Raw genomic sequence first — 17982 nt, forward strand, 5'->3', positions numbered from 1 at the left:
CAAAAGCGCACAATGTACACCCGAGGGCTTAACGACTCAAGCAAAATCAACCTTCAAGGTCGACTTAATTTGATGCCATGCTGTGATTTTGGTACTTTTTAATTTCTGCAATGGTCAGTTGATAGGATTTAATGACTTTGCTAATACAGTCTTTCATCAATTCAGCATTTTTTTCGATGGCTGCGGCTTCCATTTTTTTGCAGAAATGGCTAAAGCCGGTGGCGCCAATATTAGCGCCGGTTGATTTGAGGGTGTGGGCGATATGCCGCACTTCTTCAAAATCACCGTTAACTTTTAAGGTTTTGAGTTTTTCCATCATGGCTGGCGTTTCTTGTTGAAACAAGTTGAGCAAATCATCTGTCTCTTCACCCATAAACTCTTTTATTTCAGCCAAGGCCTTAACATTAAGCCATTTTGGGTTGATGTTATTTAAGGCCGCATCAGTTTTAGTCGGCTGATTGGCTTTGACAGATTCACTGTTTGCAAACGGATCCCATTTTTTGAGGGTTTTCTCGAGCAAATAACGGTTCAATGGTTTTGACATATAGTCATCCATGCCCGCTTCTAAACATTTTTCTTTATCTCCCAGCATGGCGTTGGCTGTCATCGCTATGATCGGTGTCCGATCGAGGTTGTTTTCTTCCTCATAACGGCGAATACGTCGGGTACTGTGATAACCATCCATGACCGGCATTTGGCAGTCCATTAAAATTAAGCGATAACGGGTGTTTTTTGCTTTATTTAATGCTTCCATACCATTTTCAGCCACATCAAATGGAAAGCCAATGTAATCAATTAATTTTTGAGCCACTTTGAGATTAACTTCGTTGTCTTCAACCAGTAACACAGTCTTTGAGATTTGATCCAGTTTTTGTCGTGTTAGTTTTTTAGGTTCAATGGCAACCTCTTCAGCAATCACTGAGTCCTCTTGGTTATTGAACGGTATGGTTTCAGTTGACTGGACTTGATCCGGATAAAAGCGCCGTTCAAACTCCCGAATAATCATTTCAATGTCTTGTTCAGCTTTTATGACCTGGATATTTTTATATTGTTTAATACCGGCAATGTGCTCGCCTTTGGTAATTACGCATATCCAAACATCATTAAATTCACCTTTTTCCACCAGAGTCAAAATTTGTCTGAGGGTTTTGGCATTGGTATCAAAGTCAATGAATAACAAGGTGGTTTTCTTATCCTGTATGCCTCGGGTTGCTTGAATTCGAGACATGGCATGTTGGTAATTTAAGGAACTTTGTACTTTGACCAAAGCATGTTCTAAATCAGCGCTCAAGCGTTTGAATAATACCGGATTGGTGTTAATCAAAATGGCTTGATGCTGACTAATTTCAGACTGCTGATGGCCTGAATCAGTGACTGACTTCGAGAAAGGTATTTCAAACCAAAATGAACTGCCCAATCCTTTTTTGGAATCAACACCCATTTTTCCTTTTAACAAATCAACAATTTTCTGACTGATTGTTAAGCCCAAACCAGTGCCACCAAATTTACGTGTTGATGAGTTATCCCCTTGGGTGAAGGCATTAAATAGTTTATCTTGCTGGTCTTCGCTGATACCGATACCTTCATCTTTGATAACAAAACGGATCAGTTCCTTACTGGCAAAATTTTTGACTTTTTTAGCCTCTACTGTAATCTTACCGCGATCAGAAAACTTAATGGCATTCGATAATAAGTTGGTTAACACCTGACGTAAACGAATCGGATCTCCGCGCAATAACGGACTAATTTGATCATCAATCCTGGTCTCAATTTCAAGACCTTTGCGTTCAGCTGATGCACTTAAATTATCCAAAACTTCTTCGATGACTTTACGAACCTTTAAAGCAGTGACCTCAATGGTTAATTTACCGGCTTCCACTTTTGAGTAATCAAGCAAGTCATCAATCAGCTTTTGCATCTGGGTGGCAGAGGTATGAGCCGTGCTGAGATAATCTTTCTGAAAATCATTCAACTCGGTATCCATTACAATATCAAGCAACGGCACGATACCGTTTAACGGTGTTCGGATTTCATGACTCATGGTGGCCAAAAACTCCATCTTAGCCATTTCCGCCGCCGATAATTTAACTTTTAAATCTTTGATGTCTTCTTTTAACTTTTGGCTTTGCTTACGGGCTTCTTCTGCTCGTTTGATTTGTTTAGCAATACTGTCGGGCAGGGGCTCTGCTTTTTTTTCTTCGGCAACCGCCACATCAAACAAAAATAACTTAGCAGCCAGCATTGCCAATGTCGTCAAAACCAAAACCAAGGCGAACATAAAAGGCTGCGTCACGTGCATTTCCGGGCCGGGTAAAAAAATAAATAACGCCAATAAGCTGAGCGCCGGAATGGCTGTGATAAGTGCCATTTCTTTCGGCTGTAATTGTTTAAACAAAACAATGGCCATGACCCAAACCAGCCACAAAGACACCATAACAGATTCATTAACATTGTTAACAAACCAAAAACTCAAGCCTAAAAATGATGCCGCCACCACCGGAATAATCCAATCCACTTGGTGAGAAAATTGATTGTCATAGCGGTTAAAGATAACGGGCAATCTGAAAAGAAAGCCAGCTAAAACAACGACATTAACAATCAACAATGACCACAGCCATTGATGGGTGGCAAAAAATGCCATTAACGTCATTAAAAGGGTGGTTACAAATAGACCTAAATCTTTATTTTTTAATATGTTGGCAGTCATGGCACCGGTAATTAAATCCTTAACACAATGATTGTAGCCAAAAACAATGGTCGCTGAAAGGATTTATTCTCAGCAAATTCCAGATCGAGACTTTTCTATCAATAATGAAATAATAGCTGAATCTTTAATGCCAATGTCTTTATGATCAATCAGCGGACTTACGCCAGGTATATATTTTCATTGGCGGAAAGTTTTTATATGTGACTTTTTTCTTATTTGGTGCGCCAAAGTAATCTTTTGCGAGGCCACTCACATGATCACGTAATTGATAAGCCAGGAATATACCACCCGGCTTCAATGTTTTGTGAATGGCAGACATAATGTCCTCATCCATACCCTTCGGTAAAGTGGTAAAAGGTATGCCAGAGACAATCACATCAACATTTGGCCAGTCACGTTTTTTGATAATTTGACTTAAATTTTGGGCACCACTGGCATTGATGCTTAAACGCTTATCATCGATGGTTTTTTTCAGGTGGGCAATAAATTTTGGATTAATTTCAACCGTGATTAATTCAGCATCCGCATCCATGGCGGCCAATAACCCTTTGGTGGTTCCGCCGGTGCCGGGACCCAATTCAATAATTCTTTTATGTCCCGATAATTCTGCCGTGGCGGCAATTTCTGCAATCAGCCACGGCGATGAGGGCAACAAATAACCCACTTGCAACGGATGTTTTATGGCATGTTTTAAAAATAAGGCTGAGTCCTTTAGCGAATTTCCAATTTTTTGGCTCATAGGCTGAGTTGCTGTTGTAGGAAATCGGCTATTTTAGCATGCTCAATTTTCTGTTTATCCATTTTTTTTCGGTGGCGATACTCAACGTGACCTTCATCCAAAGAGCGATCACCGATGATAACTTGGTGTGGGATTCCCAACAGCTCAAAGTCAGACAGCATAAACCCGGGGCGTACTTTTCGGTCATCTAAAATAACATCTACACCGATATCGGTGAGTTTTTGATAGAGTTCATCGGTGGTTTTTTTAACTTGTACTGATTTTTGGTAATTCATGGGTAATAAGGCCACTTGAAACGGCGCTAAAGCAGCCGGCCAAATAATGCCATTGTCATCATGATTTTGTTCAATGGCAGCTGCCACTAAGCGAGACACGCCCATACCATAACAACCCATTTGTAGTGCTTGAGCCTGGCCTTTGTCATTGAGAACCACCGCGTTCATGGCTTTGGAATATTTATCACCTAATTGAAAAATATGACCCACTTCGATACCACGGGCTTGTTTCAGTGTGCCTTTGCCATCGGGACTTGGATCGCCTTCCTGCGCCTCTCTTATATCCACTTGTTGAGTAAACTCAGCATCTCTTTGCCAATTCACACCGGTTAAATGATGGCCTTCTTTATTCGCGCCACAAACAAAGTCACTCATATTGGCCACAGTTAAATCAACAATAATCGGGCAATTTAAATCTTTAACGCCGATTGAGCCCACATCGCAACCCACCAATTTACGTACCTCTTGTTCTTCTAAAAAGCACAAAGGCGTGGCCACTTCCGGTAAATGTGCGGCTTTGACTTCACTCAGATGATGATCACCACGAACCACCAATGCCACCGGACCGTCGATGCCCGCAACCAAGAGGGTTTTGACCATTTGTTTTTGATCAATTTTTAGAAATTCTGCCACATCTTCAATGGTTTTTTTACCCGGTGTAGCCACTTCTGATAATTCAGCAGTTGGGACGGCACGGTCTGCGATGAGGCTAACTGCTTCGCATTTTTCGATATTGGCTGCATATTCACCACTGTCTGAGTACATGATGGCATCTTCACCACTATCAGCAAGCACATGAAATTCCTGAGAGCCTGAACCGCCGATGGCACCGGAATCAGCCAGTACACAACGGAAGTGTAACCCCATGCGAGCCAGAATCGTGGTGTAGGTTGTTTCCATCAAGCGATAAGTCTCTTCCAAAGACTCCGCTGACAAATGAAAGGAATAAGCATCTTTCATGATAAACTCACGTGATCGCATCACCCCAAAACGTGGTCTAATTTCATCACGAAACTTAGTCTGGATCTGATAAAAATTAATCGGTAATTGTTTGTACGAGGTCACTTCATCACGAACAAATTCAGTGATGACCTCTTCATGGGTGGGGCCAAAAAAGTATTCCCGTTCAGCACGATCTGTCATTGCCAATAACTGCCCGCCAAAATCTTCAATACGACCCGTTTCCTGCCAGAGCTCTTTGGGTTGTACCGCCGGCATCAGCATTTCCAAAGCCCCTGAAGCATTCATTTCTTCACGAATAATTTGTTCAACCTTACGCAACACCCGATACCCCAAAGGTGACCAGGTATATAAACCGGCACCTAGTTTACGAATCATTCCGGCTCGAATCATCAATTGATGAGAAATAATTTCGGCGTCTTGTGGGGTTTCCTTACGAGTGACAAGGTGGAATTGAGAAGTGCGCATGATAAAGGGGCTATCGATAGTAAATGGCGTATCTTAATACGAAAACCACCGCTAGACAAACCACTTATGTCAACGAGGGCGTCATTGAATTCAATGGTCGGGCGTAATGAGACCCATTTTAGTTGCTTCCATGGCGGCTTCGGCACGGGAATTAATATTTAGTTTGCGGTAGATGTCTTTAACGTAGCCATAACAGGTACTTTTTTTGATGGTTAATAAATCGGCCACTTGTGGCACTGCATAACCTTTGGCCACTAATGTGAGAACTTCTTGCTCACGGGGTGTTAAATCATTTTTGGCTGGTGTCGGTTGAAAAAATTGCAATAATTTATTGGCCACTGCGGGTGAAATAGGGAAGTGCCCATGTTCAATACCCAACAGCATTTGCGCCACGTTATCTTTTGACTGATCTTTCAAAATATATCCTTTAGCGCCTTTGCGTAGTGCAGTGAAAACATGGGCATCGTCATCAAACAATGTCGCCATCACCACCAAACAATGTGGGGACTTAAGATGAATTGCATTAATCAATTGCAAACCACTGCCATCGGGTAAGCCAATATCTAACAACACCAAATCAAACACTTGATGGGCAAGGCACTGTTCGGCTTGTTTAAGTGTTGCAGCCGTCATCACAGAACAGTCATCAAAAGCCAATTGCACCGACTGGCTCAGCCAAATTTGTGCCTCTGCTAAATCCTCAACAATTAAAACATGTCTTATCGCCATAAATAACGTACACTGGTTGTTAAGCCGCCACTGGGATTATTACGCCAACTGATATCGGCGCCCATTTTAAGTGCTCTTTTTTGAAGTCCGCGAAGACCTCGGCCGGTATTTGTAATTGTTTTTTGAGGATCCAAACCACAACCATTGTCAGTTAACCGCAGTGTTAATTGTTGTTGGTCACTGATTAACTGAAAGTGGACATTTTGTGCTGTGGCATGGCGGATAATATTGCTCAAAAGTTCGTTCATAATTCGCAACAGTCCCGTTGGCAAGGTGTTGTTAAACACATGATTATAGCTGTTTGTGATTTCAGTTTCGCATTCAATATTGGCTTCTAACAATCTTTGGCGGCACAGCTCGACCATGTCATCGCTGAGTTGCTGCACATCCATGGTTATTTGTGTGGTCTGAGCAACCGCCCGACGCAACCCTTGCATGATGTCTTTGACCTGTTTTTTTTGGCCCTCATCATCTAATAAATAAATCAGTCGCAATAATTCCGCACCCACATCATCATGGATATTTTGATAAATTCGACTGCGTTCTGCGGCTTGAATTTCGGACACATCCAAACAAGCTTCTGATGATTGCGCCGTATCGCCGGTCGGAGGCATTTTAAGCAGAACATATAACTGCATAGCAACCATAACAGACGCCATGAGAACATTGCTTGACCAACTTGGCACAAATAATATGAATGCCATAAATAGCAGCACTGATAACCACAAAAGAACAAATCGAGTTTGACCCTGAATCATTTGCACCACCAACACCAGAAAAGCAACAACACTTAAACCTGACCAAATCCATTGTTCACCGATGTTACCGGTGAATAATAAAATCAAACTGATGAGAATGATTGAAGCAATTAAAAAAAGGATTGGACGATTAAGCGCGCTGTAGAGGCAGAGTGCCAATACATAAAAAAAAGCCATAAAAATATTCAGCGACAATGGCTGTGGCAACCATAACACCAAACAAGCCAGGCCCACAAACACGAAAAATTCAAGGCGGCGGGCCGATAATTTCAGAAAACTGTGGGCTAATAAAATACACAACATAAATGCCATGCCGACCAACAGCCATTGCCATGTCATTCTTATTGATCGCCCTGATTAAGCCGCGGGCGAATAACAGGCTGCAATCGGTTGACACGACTGCGCCTGTTATCTACTTTTTTGAGGCTTGGTGCATATAAACCGTAATTTGACTGGTCTGACCGGCCACCGCATACTGTCCGCGTGTAATCAGTAAAGCTTGCACCTGATGCTCACCACGCGGCACCAGTTTAAAGGTGTGACTGGTTTGGTCATCGGGTGTGGTTTTTTCATTATTCAATACAAATTGGATTTTGTACTTTTGTTTTTGAATTTCACTCAAGGGTGCCACCGCCACTGTTAAATCACCACCGCTGCCCCAAATATTCTCACCTGCTTGCGGCGCAATTAAATGGATGTCGGTATCATTACCGGTGTCCATCGGCTCTTCTGCTGAAGACTGTGATGTGGTGTTCGATGAAGACGGCACTGATTCGACCACAGATAACTTTGGCAAATCTGCTTCTTTATAATTATCGTTGAGTTTGGTCTCACTGTAATGAGTAACACCATGCTCATCGGTGTATTTATAAATGGTTTTGTCCGCTGCTAAAGCAACATTCAACCAAATTAACAACGTACAAATTAAGGTTAGTTTTTTCATGATTAATCAGCAAATAACATCTTCTCTCTGTTATACAACTTCACCGCAATCCATGCAAGTGCCAAACCAACAATCAAGGTACCGCCAACGGCCATAGCAATGGCATCCCAAGCCACCATTTCACCACGCATGAGCTCATTAACCACTAAGTTTTGACCTAAAACGGGTACCGCCATCATCCACAAACTTTCCTTAATCGGCATAAACATCAATAACATACTGGGTATCATCGGTACAATCAATACAAAACCCACATAGGTCTGTGCTTCTCGGTAGGATTGGGCAAAAGCGGCAATAATTGTTTGGATGGCTCCAGCCAATAACGCCAAAGGTGCTAATACCAGAAACATGATAAGTATCACCTGTAAATCCATATTAAAACGCATCCCCAATTTTTCAAACGGATACCAGGGTAAGGTCAGTTTAAACGCGACAATCGTCAGTACCAAAGTCAACAAACCAAAGGCCACTGTGGCCGCTAATTTGCCGGCCAAAATGGTGTCCCGTTTGACCGGATTCAAAAATAACGGCTCTAATGATTTGCGCTCTTTTTCACCGGCGGTGGTATCAATGGCCAGATACATACTGCCCATAAATAACCCCATAATTAAGAAATACGGCAAGGCAGCCAATAGCATGGAGCCACGCGATTCTTTGGTGGCCTGATCATGCTCTTCAATCATAATGACATTGATCAAATTCGGTGAAATACCACGTAATTGCAACCTTTGTGTGCCTATACTGCGCTCATAAGCATTCAGCAATGAACGTAAACGATTGACACTGACTTTAGCCGTGCCCTTGGCTGACGCATCATGATAAAGTTTTACTTTAGCCGGTTGGCCTTGGTTGAAGCGTTGTGAAAAATTATCACTAATCGCCAAAACCACATCATGTTCTTTGTTTTTTATGGCCTCTTCGGGACTACCCTCAAAGTCTACAATGTCAACGTCTTGAGCTGTTAAAAACTGCATCAAATGATTGGCACCCGTCTGATTAATGACCGGAACTTCAAGTGCCTGCTCAGCTTTGTCTTGTTGCATATTGATGGTGGTGTTAATAATAATGACCAACAATATCGGGCCAAATAAAGCCCCCATCACAATCGAAGACATCACTGTGCGTTTATCACGGGCATTTTCCAAAACCTCTTTAAAAAACACCGTCTTAAAAGCTCGAAAATTCATGACAATTTCTCCCCACCAACCAAAGACACAAAGGCATCTTCTAAGTTCTCACTACCGGTTTTCTCACGTAACTGCATTTCACTACCCGACGCGACAATTTTACCGCCATCGATAATGGTGATTTCATCACACACCGCCGACACCTCCTGCATGACATGAGATGAAAACAATATGCATTTACCCAAGGCCCGTTGTTCCTTTAAAAATCGCCGAATGGCGCGGGTACTCATGACATCAAGGCCATTGGTGGGCTCATCCAACAAAATATTCTGCGGATCATGAATTAACGCCCGGGCGATGGCCACCTTGACCCGCTGACCTTGTGAAAAGCCCTCGGTTTTACGGTCAATAAACGAGCCCATACCCAAACGATCGACCAGTTCTTCGCAACGGTCTTTTATTTTGGAATCAGCCATACCCTGTAAACGACCAAAGTAAACAATGTTTTCACGTGCCGTTAAGCGTTTATACAAACCCCGGGCATCGGGCAATACACCCATCCGCGCCCGCGCCGCCACCGGATCTTCGTGGGTGTTAATCCCATCGACAATCACTTGACCATCTTCAGGTTTAATGAGGGCATAAATCATGCGCATGGAAGTGGTTTTACCGGCACCGTTGGCGCCCAAAAGTGCGGTAATTTTACCGTCAGGCGCTTCTAATGAGACGTTATCCACGGCTGTCACCTTACCGAAGGATTTGCTGATATTTTCTACACTAATCATTGCAGTGGTCCGTTTAAGTTGATAAAAAAGGCCGGTTGTTGGAAGTTATCCATACACTCCGTTTCCAGCTCTTTGGCAGGGTCTTTAATAAAAGCCGTGACGATTTTCGGCATACAACCTCGATTAGCGACAATGTGACCTTGTCCTTTGGCCATTAAGTGCTGAGCATTGGACAAAGTTTGCATCGCCTTTTCAGCAAATGCAGGTGGTGTTACCGGATCATATTCACCGGATAATAAAAGTGTCGGGATATCTGATGTCACAGGATCTTTAAATGACGCATCCACCACATCCGCAGCCCAATAATCACAACGTGAGCGCATCATCTCGTAAAACTCATCGCCGAATAAACTGTTTTCAGTATTCTGCTCAGTGGGTAAAAACGGGACATCCTCAGCACATACCACCGATAATTCCAGGGCATTATTAAGGCTGTCGGTTAAACTGGCCGTCACCATAAAGGCTTGTTGCGCCAAATTTTCTGGTTGCTCATGATTGGCCAAAGACACCAACAACGGAATCATACCCATGGTTTCAGGACTGTAAGCAAACATCCGCAAACCCAACACCGCAAAATCGCGACTCAATTCAAAAGTCTCATACTCACCGCTACTTGGATTCGGTAGCCGCATTTCTATGGGCTGTTCATCTAAAGATTGTAAAAACGTCCACATTTGTTGCTCCGCATCACCAAAACGCTCCTGGCATTGTGCATCTTCACGACACAAGCGAAATACGCTTTTTAATGTGTTCTGTAAATTATCTTCATGAGCCGCCGCCATCGCTTCCTGTTGCGGCATAACACCATCGAGTATCGCGCTACGAATCGAATCAGGGTAAAACTTCATATAAGTCAGGCCTTTGCGTGTACCATAAGAACCCCCGTAAATATTCCATTGTTCAATGCCGAGGGCACGGCGAACTGACTCCAAATCCTCAATGGCAATTGTGGTGGTATAAAATCGGGTGTCCGCATCCAATGATGCATGACAGTCTTTCATCCATTGCACCAGCTCCGGCGAACGCCAATCAGTGATGTCCATAAAATCTTCCATCTCATAATCACAGCGCAATGGGTGTGATTCTCCGGTACCGCGCTGATCCACCATCACAATCCGCCGTTGTGGCAACAGCTGGCTTAAGCCCTGCGCCATACCGGCAAAAGTTGTCACTGCAGCCTGACCCGGGCCGCCGGCTAACAGCACCACTGCATCTTGTTTTGGATTTTCCACATCCGAGTTAACCACTGCCACATTCAGTTCGATAGACCGACCGTCAGGATTAGCCCGGTTTTCCGGAACCGTCAAACGACCACATTGTGCCGGCACAGAAACACCGGCGGTTTCATCACCGATAAAACAATCCGACAGAGATAATTTTTCTGATTGGCCATTATCTTGCGCCCAAACAAACCCGGCGGCACACAGCAAAGCCGTTATACATAGAATTCGAAGCATGTGTGAGATTCTAAAAAAATGAAAGGCCAACAGTGTAACTGATTAAAGCAAGGCGGCAAACCTCCCAGAAGTCACAATATTGATTTTTTAAAAAGAATTTTTATCATTGCGACGTATTCGGGCTGCCCAAATGAGCCCTGCTGTTGGTGACACGAAAGCAGCTATCGCGTCGATTTGCATGGATGCAAGGAATGCAGAGATTGTCGGATCAAACGGCAGGACAGCCGTTTTACCATGCGAAGCAACCCGAAGGGCTGTTGGCATGGATGCCATAAAGTACAACAATAACTGCCTGCTATCGCTGCAGACCCTCGTCCTGAAGGTCTCTCAGTGAGCGAAGCGAACAAAAGCAACGCTTTTCTTGGTTTTTAAATTATTTACTTGAATCTTTTTCTGTGCCCCCTGTGCCTCTGTGGTTATCCTTATTATTTCCCAAAGACTTATTAACCACAAAGCTCGCAAAGATTTTCACAAAAGTCACAAATTAGCTATTAATTTCTTTCCTTTGCGTCCTTCGTGAATTCTCTGTGCGCTCTGTGGTTAAACATGCCCCGCATAAGAGTTTAATTAATGCTTTTATTTTTTCTTCACCGGCGGACTGACGTATTTTTCGCGTTTAATTAAAGTAATTGGCAAACCTTTGTCTTTTAACAACGCAAAACTCTCATCCACCATGTCCGGATTACCACATAAATAGGCAATATCTGAATCCGCATCAAACGACTGCTCAGCCAAAAACTTCTGCACATAACCCATGCGATCGTTTAACGCAGCCTCGTCACGTTGGCGTCGTGATAAACACGGAATATAATGAAAATTCTCATAGGCTTTTTCCACTGCCCGAAAATCTTCTTCATATAACAAACCAGGGGCATCCTGTGCACCCATGACCACATACACTTCTGAACCCGCGTCCAAACGATTTTTCAGCTCATTCAACATCGCCCGATAAGGCGTGACGCCGGTACCTGTGGCAATTAAAAAATAACGCTGATGGTGATCAGGTAACAGACAAAACCGCCCATAAGGTCCCGATGCCTCTAAGCGGTCGCCAGGCTGCATCTCAGATAAAATCCGAGTGGCTAAACCACCTTTCACCCAAGTCATGGCAATCTCAATCTCAGTTAACTCACATTTTTCACTCGGAAAAATATTGGCAATCGAATAACTGCGAAAGGTGTCAAAACCGTCATCTTGCTGCATATGCAAACGCACAAATTGCCCGGCAATGGCCACAAACGGCGCTTTACTATCCACTTGAAATCGAATCACCACTGAATGGTCATTCAGCGGAATCTGTTCTTTAAAAATTAACGAAAATGGGGTCATATAATTATTGTTTAGCGGTCAATGAGAATCGCTATTATCTCAAGTAAACCGTGAAAGTTAAAGCCACGCCAGCAACCATTCGCTCACAAAGTCATCTAAATACCCTATCCTGCCTTTGATAATCTGTTTTTTGCACAAAAAATGTTGAACACACCCTTATTTTTGACTATACTTCGCATCCTCGTTTTGAAACGAGCACCAACCAGTGCCGACATAGCTCAGTTGGTAGAGCAACTGACTTGTAATCAGTAGGTCCGGGGTTCGACTCCTCGTGTCGGCACCATCTCTTTATACTCCGTATTACCAACAACCATTGCCAGCAAACTTATTTATTTTATTGCCACCACCATAAAACTGGCAGCAATGTAAGCAATATAACCAACCAATAACAAGCCGCCTTCCAGCCGATTTAAGCGACGACCACTCCACAAAAATATAACCAGCAACACCGCTGCGCCAAGCATAACCCATTGGTCAAAGACTAAAACCCTGTCAGCAAGCTTCATCGGTTGCACAAAAGCTGAAACCCCAAGAATCCCCAAAATATTAAAAATATTACTACCCAGAATATTACCAACCGCCACATCCGCATGACCGCGTATCGCAGCAATAACTGAGATCGACAGTTCAGGCAGCGAAGTCCCAACTGCCACCAACGTTAAACCAATCACCGCCTCAGAAACACCAAAACTATACGCCATACCAATGGCACCTTTAAGCAAAACTTGGGAACCCGCAATCATCAACAACAAACCCATAACCGTCGCAGCTATTGACCAAACAACCGATTTTGGCACTTGTTCCACTTCATCTGCTTCCGCTTTATAGACACCCGCCGAAGATGACACTTCGAACCGCTCACCCCAATAAGCCCACAATAAATAAATCACTAAAACAACTAAAAATATCAAGGCATCCAGTCGCGACAGTAACCCATTAAAGGTCAACATAGTGAATAACAAACTGACGGCAATAACACCCAAAGCGTCCCGCCGCAGTGAAAGCGCCGTCACCGTCAACGGCGTGATAACCGCACTCAGGCCAAGTACCAACAGAATATTACCAATATTACTGCCCACCACATTACCAATGGCAATATCAGGCTGACCACTACGAACCGCATCCACCGACACCACCAGTTCCGGCATAGAAGTCCCAAAACCAACGATAACCAAACCCGTCAACAAAGGCGAAACCGCCAAGCGCACCGCCAACCCCAAAGCCCCACGAATCAAAGCTTCACCACCCAACGTCAGCAAACCAATACCACAAAGCAACAAGAAAATATTTAACATACGTTAACCAAGAACCTCACAAGACAGAAATTCGAAACAGATAACCAAAAACACAATTATTGTATTCCCTTTTTATAACCAAAGATAATCCTATAAAATAATTGCTAGCTTAATTCACTTTAAATGAACTTTTTTAGTTATATTTAAAACTTAAAATTAAAAACCCTTCCATGATAATCACCCAAACAAACCGCCTACAACTCCGCCATATAAACCAATCAGACGCTGATTTTCTTTTTGATCTCTATAACCAAGCGCCTTTTATTGAGCATATTGGTAATCGCGGTTTATCAAGCCTTTCTAAAACCCGAGTCTTTATTGAGGGCATTCAAGCGAATTATAAGAAATATGATTTTTGGCTGTACTTAGTTGAAAACAAGCTGACAAAAGAACCTATTGGTGTTAATGGCTTAGTACAACGCGATTACCTCGATGCGCCCGATATTGGCTTTGCGCTTTCACAGAAGTATTGGTCACAAGGATTTGCGCTTGAATCATCGCAGGCGGTGATTGAACATGCACGGCAGTTAAAGCTAAAAAAATTACTGGCCATCATTAGCCCGAACAACACCAGCTCCATAAAACTAATCGAAAAATTAGGCTTTGATTTTGTCAAGCAAGATCAACTTGCACCAGAAGAACAGACGGTTAATCTATACCAAAAAACACTAGCTGAATAAGTCATTTTGCTGATATTAGGGATCGAGCAGCTACAAAAATACCTTATTTCATTGCCAACAACAAACCAGAATGTTACTATTAAAGTTATAACATTAGCGAGGTTAATATGCTTGATTTAAAAATTAGACGCATTGGAAATTCATTGGGTGTGGTTCTGCCCAAAGAAGCCATTGCCTTATTAAAAGTAGCCGATGGCGATAAGATTCATTTGACACAAGGTGCCGATGGCACTTTACGTCTGACACCCTATGATCCGGAATTTGAAGTGCAGATGGAAGCGGCCTTAAAAGGCATGAGTCAATACCGCAATACCTTAAGACAACTGGCAAAATGACTCAACCGAAATGGCTTAAGCAATCGGTCATTGAAACCTTACACGATATGCAAATTGCCGAACATGGCGGCTTAGCCGGGGTGAGGGATAAAGGCCTATTGAGTTCGGCTTTGGCCAGACCCAAGAATATGTTTGAATATGAGTCTGCTTCAATTTACCAACTTGCCGCGGCTTATGCCTACAGCCTCGTTAAAAATCATCCGTTTGCCGATGGCAATAAACGCACAGCGCTGTTGGCCGCTTACACCTTTTTACACATTAACAATGTTACTTTAACCGCACCGGAAGCTGAAACCACTGCCATGGTAATCGCTTTGGCTGCCGGTGACATGGATGAAAAAGGATTTGCCGATTGGTTGCAACAAAATTCTGAAACCGCACCGGATTAGCTTAAACCCAAGCTCTTTTTCACAAAATAGATAGGTTTTAATCTAAGCTTATCACCGCATTTTCTCTTCAACGCTTGTCAGCAAATCCTGCAAAACCTCAGCCGGTAATTCCATCAGGCTTAATTTTAACGCTTCGCTGAGTTCAAGACTTTCGCTATTGGGATCGAGCACCTGATTGAGAATTTCATCAAACAGGGACAGGCTTTGCCAGTTTTCGTTAGTTTGACTGACAGAACATGTCGTTGGTTTTTGTGGGCTTTCTTGTAACACTTGCTGCATCGCTCGTATCAGCAATTGCAAGCGGTGGCGTTGTTGTCTTTGCAGGCGCCGTTGGGTGCGGTGGCTAATGTAAAATTTGGCGCTTTTGAAGTAACCATTAACCCATAAGCTATGTTCGATGGCGTCTTGAAGTTGTAAAACCGAAGGCCAGGGTGCCGCACCTTGTTTATGAATGAGCTGGCGCATAATTTGAGCCTCTAGTCCATTTTGCTTTTCACGACTGAATTCTTTGTATTGTCGACGAATGGTGCATAAAGTTCGCTGCAGGCGTTCCACATCAAAGTCCACTTCTCGCAAATCGCGTTTTATAATGCGTTCGGGAAGTGTGGCTTGATCATAATCTGTGGTTTCAGGAAAAGGGCTCATTGAGACACCAGTTTTTTAGTAAGACCTTTAATGTACTCACTGGCAGCAAATCGCGCATTGATGTAAATCAATCTTAAAGAGACCTTTGGCCTATTTATTTGGGGACTATCTCAATGCTATACTGATTAGGTTTAATCGCTTATGGGTTCACGATGACTAACCACTTAAAAATTTCCGCCAAAAACCAAATTTCTATTGTCACTATTCTGACTTTAATCGTATTCGTTTTTATAAGTACTCCGATAAATGCCAAAACCGATAACAATGCACAAACCAAGTTATCAGCTTATGGCGAAGCCTTGGCCGAACATAACCGTGTTTTAGGCACCTGGGCTCTGTATCAAGGTGATAACAGCCTATTCAAACAAACCTTGCTGCCCAATAAAGACGGGACAGGTATTGTTGTTGCTGATGATAAAGCAGTTCATCAATATAAGATCGGTTCCATCAGCAAGACTTTTACGGCGGTGCTGACGTTTAAACTGATTGAAGCCGATAAGCTGAGCTTAGACACACCACTATCGAAATTCTACCCAAACATCACCAACGCCGAAGACATCACCATCGGCCAAATGCTCAATCATCATTCCGGTATTGGTAGTTACACAGACAATCCGGATTTTATGACCTATTACCAATCGCCACAAACACCGGAGCAAATGGTGGCACGTATTGAAGCCTTACCAGCGGCTTTTGAGCCCGGTGAAAAGGCCGCTTACAGTAACAGTAATTACCTGTTATTGGGTTATATTTTGGAGCAGGTCAGTGGTCAAAGTTATGCCGATCTACTTAACAAGTACATCGTTGAACCGTTACACCTGAAGCACACTTATTTGGGAACGGATAAGAACAGCTCAGAGGTACAATCTTATCAATGGCACAACGATCAAGACCAATGGCAAACCATCGATCCCTGGAGCTTATCGGTGGCCGGTGCTGCCGGTGCCATTATTTCCACGGCTGATGATTTACATGGCTTTTTTCGTGGTCTATTTGAAGACAAACTGATTTCCGAGAAAAGCCGCGAGCAGATGATGGCGCTGCAAGATGATTATGGTTACGGCATTTTTCAGACTGAATTTACGGATAAGGATAAGGAAATTATCGGCTATTGGCACAATGGTGGCATTGAAGGCTTTGCCAGCCATGTTAAGTACTTTCCAAGCATTGACATGACCACGGTGGTGTTAAGTAATGGACTGTATAAAAGCTCGGTTGATGATTTAAACCAAGCATTGATTGATGCTTATCGGGGTGACTCTCTGCAATCACAAATCGATGCCTTTACCATTAAAGCTGAACAACTAAAACCCTATACCGGCTATTTCCAAAGTGACGCCAGTCCTCTGGATATCGAAGTTTCTTTACTTGATAACCAATTGATGGCCCAAGCCACCGGCCAAGGCGCTTTTCCGCTAACACTTGATGGCGAGCACCGCTTTACTTTTGCAGCCGCTAACATTGAGATGCTGTTTAAGGAAGACTATGCCGGCTTTACCTTAAATCAAGGTGACAATCGCACGGTCTATCTGCGCAACGATGCTGCCAAGCCAAAAGCTGTTGAAGTTGATGAAGCGCTGTTACAAAGTTATACCGGTATTTATGCCTCTGATTCTTTTCCTTTGGATATCACCGTGTCATTAAAAGACGGTCAATTACAAGCCCAGGCCACCGGCCAAGGGGCTTTTCCGCTGACCGCAAAAAGCAAAAATGAATTTACGTTCGCTGCGGCTGATATTACCATGGTATTCAATGCGGACAATCAAACCATGTCATTCACACAAATGGGCAGAAGCTTTGAGATGCAGAAAAAAGAATGAAGAAACTATTAACGATTATTGTCTTTATGGCCTTATTTCAGGGTCAGGCTAATGCTCAATATTTGGATATGACCTTTACACTCAAACCTAATCCGGTTATAGAAGGTCAAGTTTTGACCATGAGTTTGTATTATCAATGCGGTATTGAATGGTCAAACAAAAATGTCAGTGTTAACGGCTCTGATGTTGATTTTGAAATAACGTATATTAATGAGGGCTGTGGCGGTATGGTTCCTCCGGCAGGTGGCTATGGCTACACTGAAGTTGGTACATTTCCTGCCGGTGATTATCAATTAAATATTACTGTACTCAATAAAAACGACCAATCTGTTCGCTACCAAGAAACCATACCTTTCGGTGTTCTACCCATACAACAAGTCCCGTTTAATTCAAGCTTAATGTATTTAGTCGCCCCTGAAGAACTAATAACCCATTGATATTCAACGCAATATAGCGTTATTATGCTATAATAAATTGCAAGAAAACATGAATCAACCATCAAAAACCTTGCAATATGAAACCTAAAAAACCTAACAATCAC

At 43.0% G+C, this 17982-nt stretch carries 17 protein-coding genes and 1 tRNA gene; 6 read left to right on the forward strand and 12 right to left on the reverse strand.

Annotation, left to right across the window (positions count from 1 at the left end):
• Window positions 1-64: 64 nt before the first annotated feature.
• The 10 genes from OS173_RS11205 to OS173_RS11250 form a co-directional block, all read right to left on the reverse strand.
• Window positions 65-2707: an ATP-binding protein gene (locus OS173_RS11205; RefSeq protein WP_267184376.1), complete on the reverse strand. Its 2643-nt coding sequence runs from the start codon at window positions 2705-2707 to the stop codon at window positions 65-67.
• Between the two features lie 145 nt (window positions 2708-2852).
• Complete coding sequence (locus OS173_RS11210) at window positions 2853-3446, reverse strand: class I SAM-dependent methyltransferase (protein WP_267184377.1); 594 nt, start codon at window positions 3444-3446, stop codon at window positions 2853-2855.
• Window positions 3443-5149: a proline--tRNA ligase gene (locus OS173_RS11215; RefSeq protein ID WP_267184378.1), complete on the reverse strand. Its 1707-nt coding sequence runs from the start codon at window positions 5147-5149 to the stop codon at window positions 3443-3445. Before OS173_RS11215 ends, OS173_RS11210 begins: the two co-directional genes overlap by 4 nt.
• A gap of 90 nt (window positions 5150-5239) precedes the next feature.
• Entirely contained in the window at window positions 5240-5878 is a 639-nt protein-coding gene (locus OS173_RS11220) for a response regulator (RefSeq protein ID WP_267184379.1), read from the reverse strand.
• Entirely contained in the window at window positions 5869-6975 is a 1107-nt protein-coding gene (locus OS173_RS11225; protein WP_267184380.1) for an ATP-binding protein, read from the reverse strand. Before OS173_RS11225 ends, OS173_RS11220 begins: the two co-directional genes overlap by 10 nt.
• Window positions 6976-7048: 73 nt before the next feature.
• Complete coding sequence (locus OS173_RS11230; RefSeq protein ID WP_267184381.1) at window positions 7049-7579, reverse strand: DUF4124 domain-containing protein; 531 nt, start codon at window positions 7577-7579, stop codon at window positions 7049-7051.
• 2 nt (window positions 7580-7581) lie between these two features.
• A complete protein-coding gene (locus OS173_RS11235) occupies window positions 7582-8766 on the reverse strand; it encodes an ABC transporter permease (protein ID WP_267184382.1) in 1185 nt (394 codons plus the stop codon).
• The gene (locus OS173_RS11240) at window positions 8763-9491 is read right to left on the reverse strand and encodes an ABC transporter ATP-binding protein (RefSeq protein ID WP_267184383.1); all 729 of its coding nucleotides are present in this window, start codon (window positions 9489-9491) and stop codon (window positions 8763-8765) included. The genes OS173_RS11235 and OS173_RS11240 overlap by 4 nt, the downstream gene beginning before the upstream one ends.
• A complete protein-coding gene (locus tag OS173_RS11245; protein ID WP_267184384.1) occupies window positions 9488-10948 on the reverse strand; it encodes an alpha/beta hydrolase in 1461 nt (486 codons plus the stop codon). Before OS173_RS11245 ends, OS173_RS11240 begins: the two co-directional genes overlap by 4 nt.
• A 576-nt stretch (window positions 10949-11524) precedes the next feature.
• Window positions 11525-12277: an FAD-binding oxidoreductase gene (locus OS173_RS11250; RefSeq protein ID WP_267184385.1), complete on the reverse strand. Its 753-nt coding sequence runs from the start codon at window positions 12275-12277 to the stop codon at window positions 11525-11527.
• A 207-nt stretch (window positions 12278-12484) separates the two neighbouring features.
• On the opposite strand from OS173_RS11250, the gene OS173_RS11255 reads away from it, so the two are divergent.
• A tRNA-Thr gene (locus tag OS173_RS11255) sits at window positions 12485-12560 on the forward strand.
• A gap of 46 nt (window positions 12561-12606) precedes the next feature.
• Here the strand turns inward: OS173_RS11255 and OS173_RS11260 are convergent.
• A complete protein-coding gene (locus tag OS173_RS11260; protein WP_267184386.1) occupies window positions 12607-13572 on the reverse strand; it encodes a calcium/sodium antiporter in 966 nt (321 codons plus the stop codon).
• 170 nt (window positions 13573-13742) lie between these two features.
• Here OS173_RS11260 and OS173_RS11265 point away from each other — a divergent pair, with 170 nt between their 5' ends.
• The 3 genes from OS173_RS11265 to OS173_RS11275 all read left to right on the forward strand — a co-directional run bounded on the left by OS173_RS11265 (window position 13743) and on the right by OS173_RS11275 (window position 14976).
• A complete protein-coding gene (locus tag OS173_RS11265) occupies window positions 13743-14252 on the forward strand; it encodes a GNAT family N-acetyltransferase (RefSeq protein ID WP_267184387.1) in 510 nt (169 codons plus the stop codon).
• A gap of 107 nt (window positions 14253-14359) precedes the next feature.
• Window positions 14360-14587, forward strand: a complete 228-nt coding sequence (locus tag OS173_RS11270) for an AbrB/MazE/SpoVT family DNA-binding domain-containing protein (RefSeq protein ID WP_267184388.1) — start codon at window positions 14360-14362, stop codon at window positions 14585-14587.
• Window positions 14584-14976 (forward strand): type II toxin-antitoxin system death-on-curing family toxin, encoded by a 393-nt coding sequence (locus OS173_RS11275; protein WP_267184389.1) that lies wholly within the window; start codon window positions 14584-14586, stop codon window positions 14974-14976. The genes OS173_RS11270 and OS173_RS11275 overlap by 4 nt, the downstream gene beginning before the upstream one ends.
• A gap of 51 nt (window positions 14977-15027) precedes the next feature.
• On the opposite strand, the gene OS173_RS11280 is transcribed toward OS173_RS11275, so the two are convergent.
• A complete protein-coding gene (locus OS173_RS11280) occupies window positions 15028-15621 on the reverse strand; it encodes an ATP cone domain-containing protein (RefSeq protein WP_267184390.1) in 594 nt (197 codons plus the stop codon).
• A 152-nt stretch (window positions 15622-15773) separates the two neighbouring features.
• On the opposite strand from OS173_RS11280, the gene OS173_RS11285 reads away from it, so the two are divergent.
• A complete protein-coding gene (locus tag OS173_RS11285; protein WP_267184391.1) occupies window positions 15774-17441 on the forward strand; it encodes a serine hydrolase domain-containing protein in 1668 nt (555 codons plus the stop codon).
• Complete coding sequence (locus OS173_RS11290) at window positions 17438-17878, forward strand: hypothetical protein (protein WP_267184392.1); 441 nt, start codon at window positions 17438-17440, stop codon at window positions 17876-17878. The genes OS173_RS11285 and OS173_RS11290 overlap by 4 nt, the downstream gene beginning before the upstream one ends.
• Window positions 17879-17982: the final 104 nt, after the last annotated feature.

It is taken from the genome of Marinicella gelatinilytica (genome assembly GCF_026410405.1).
In the GTDB taxonomy this organism is placed as follows: Bacteria; Pseudomonadota; Gammaproteobacteria; order Xanthomonadales; family Marinicellaceae; genus Marinicella; species Marinicella gelatinilytica.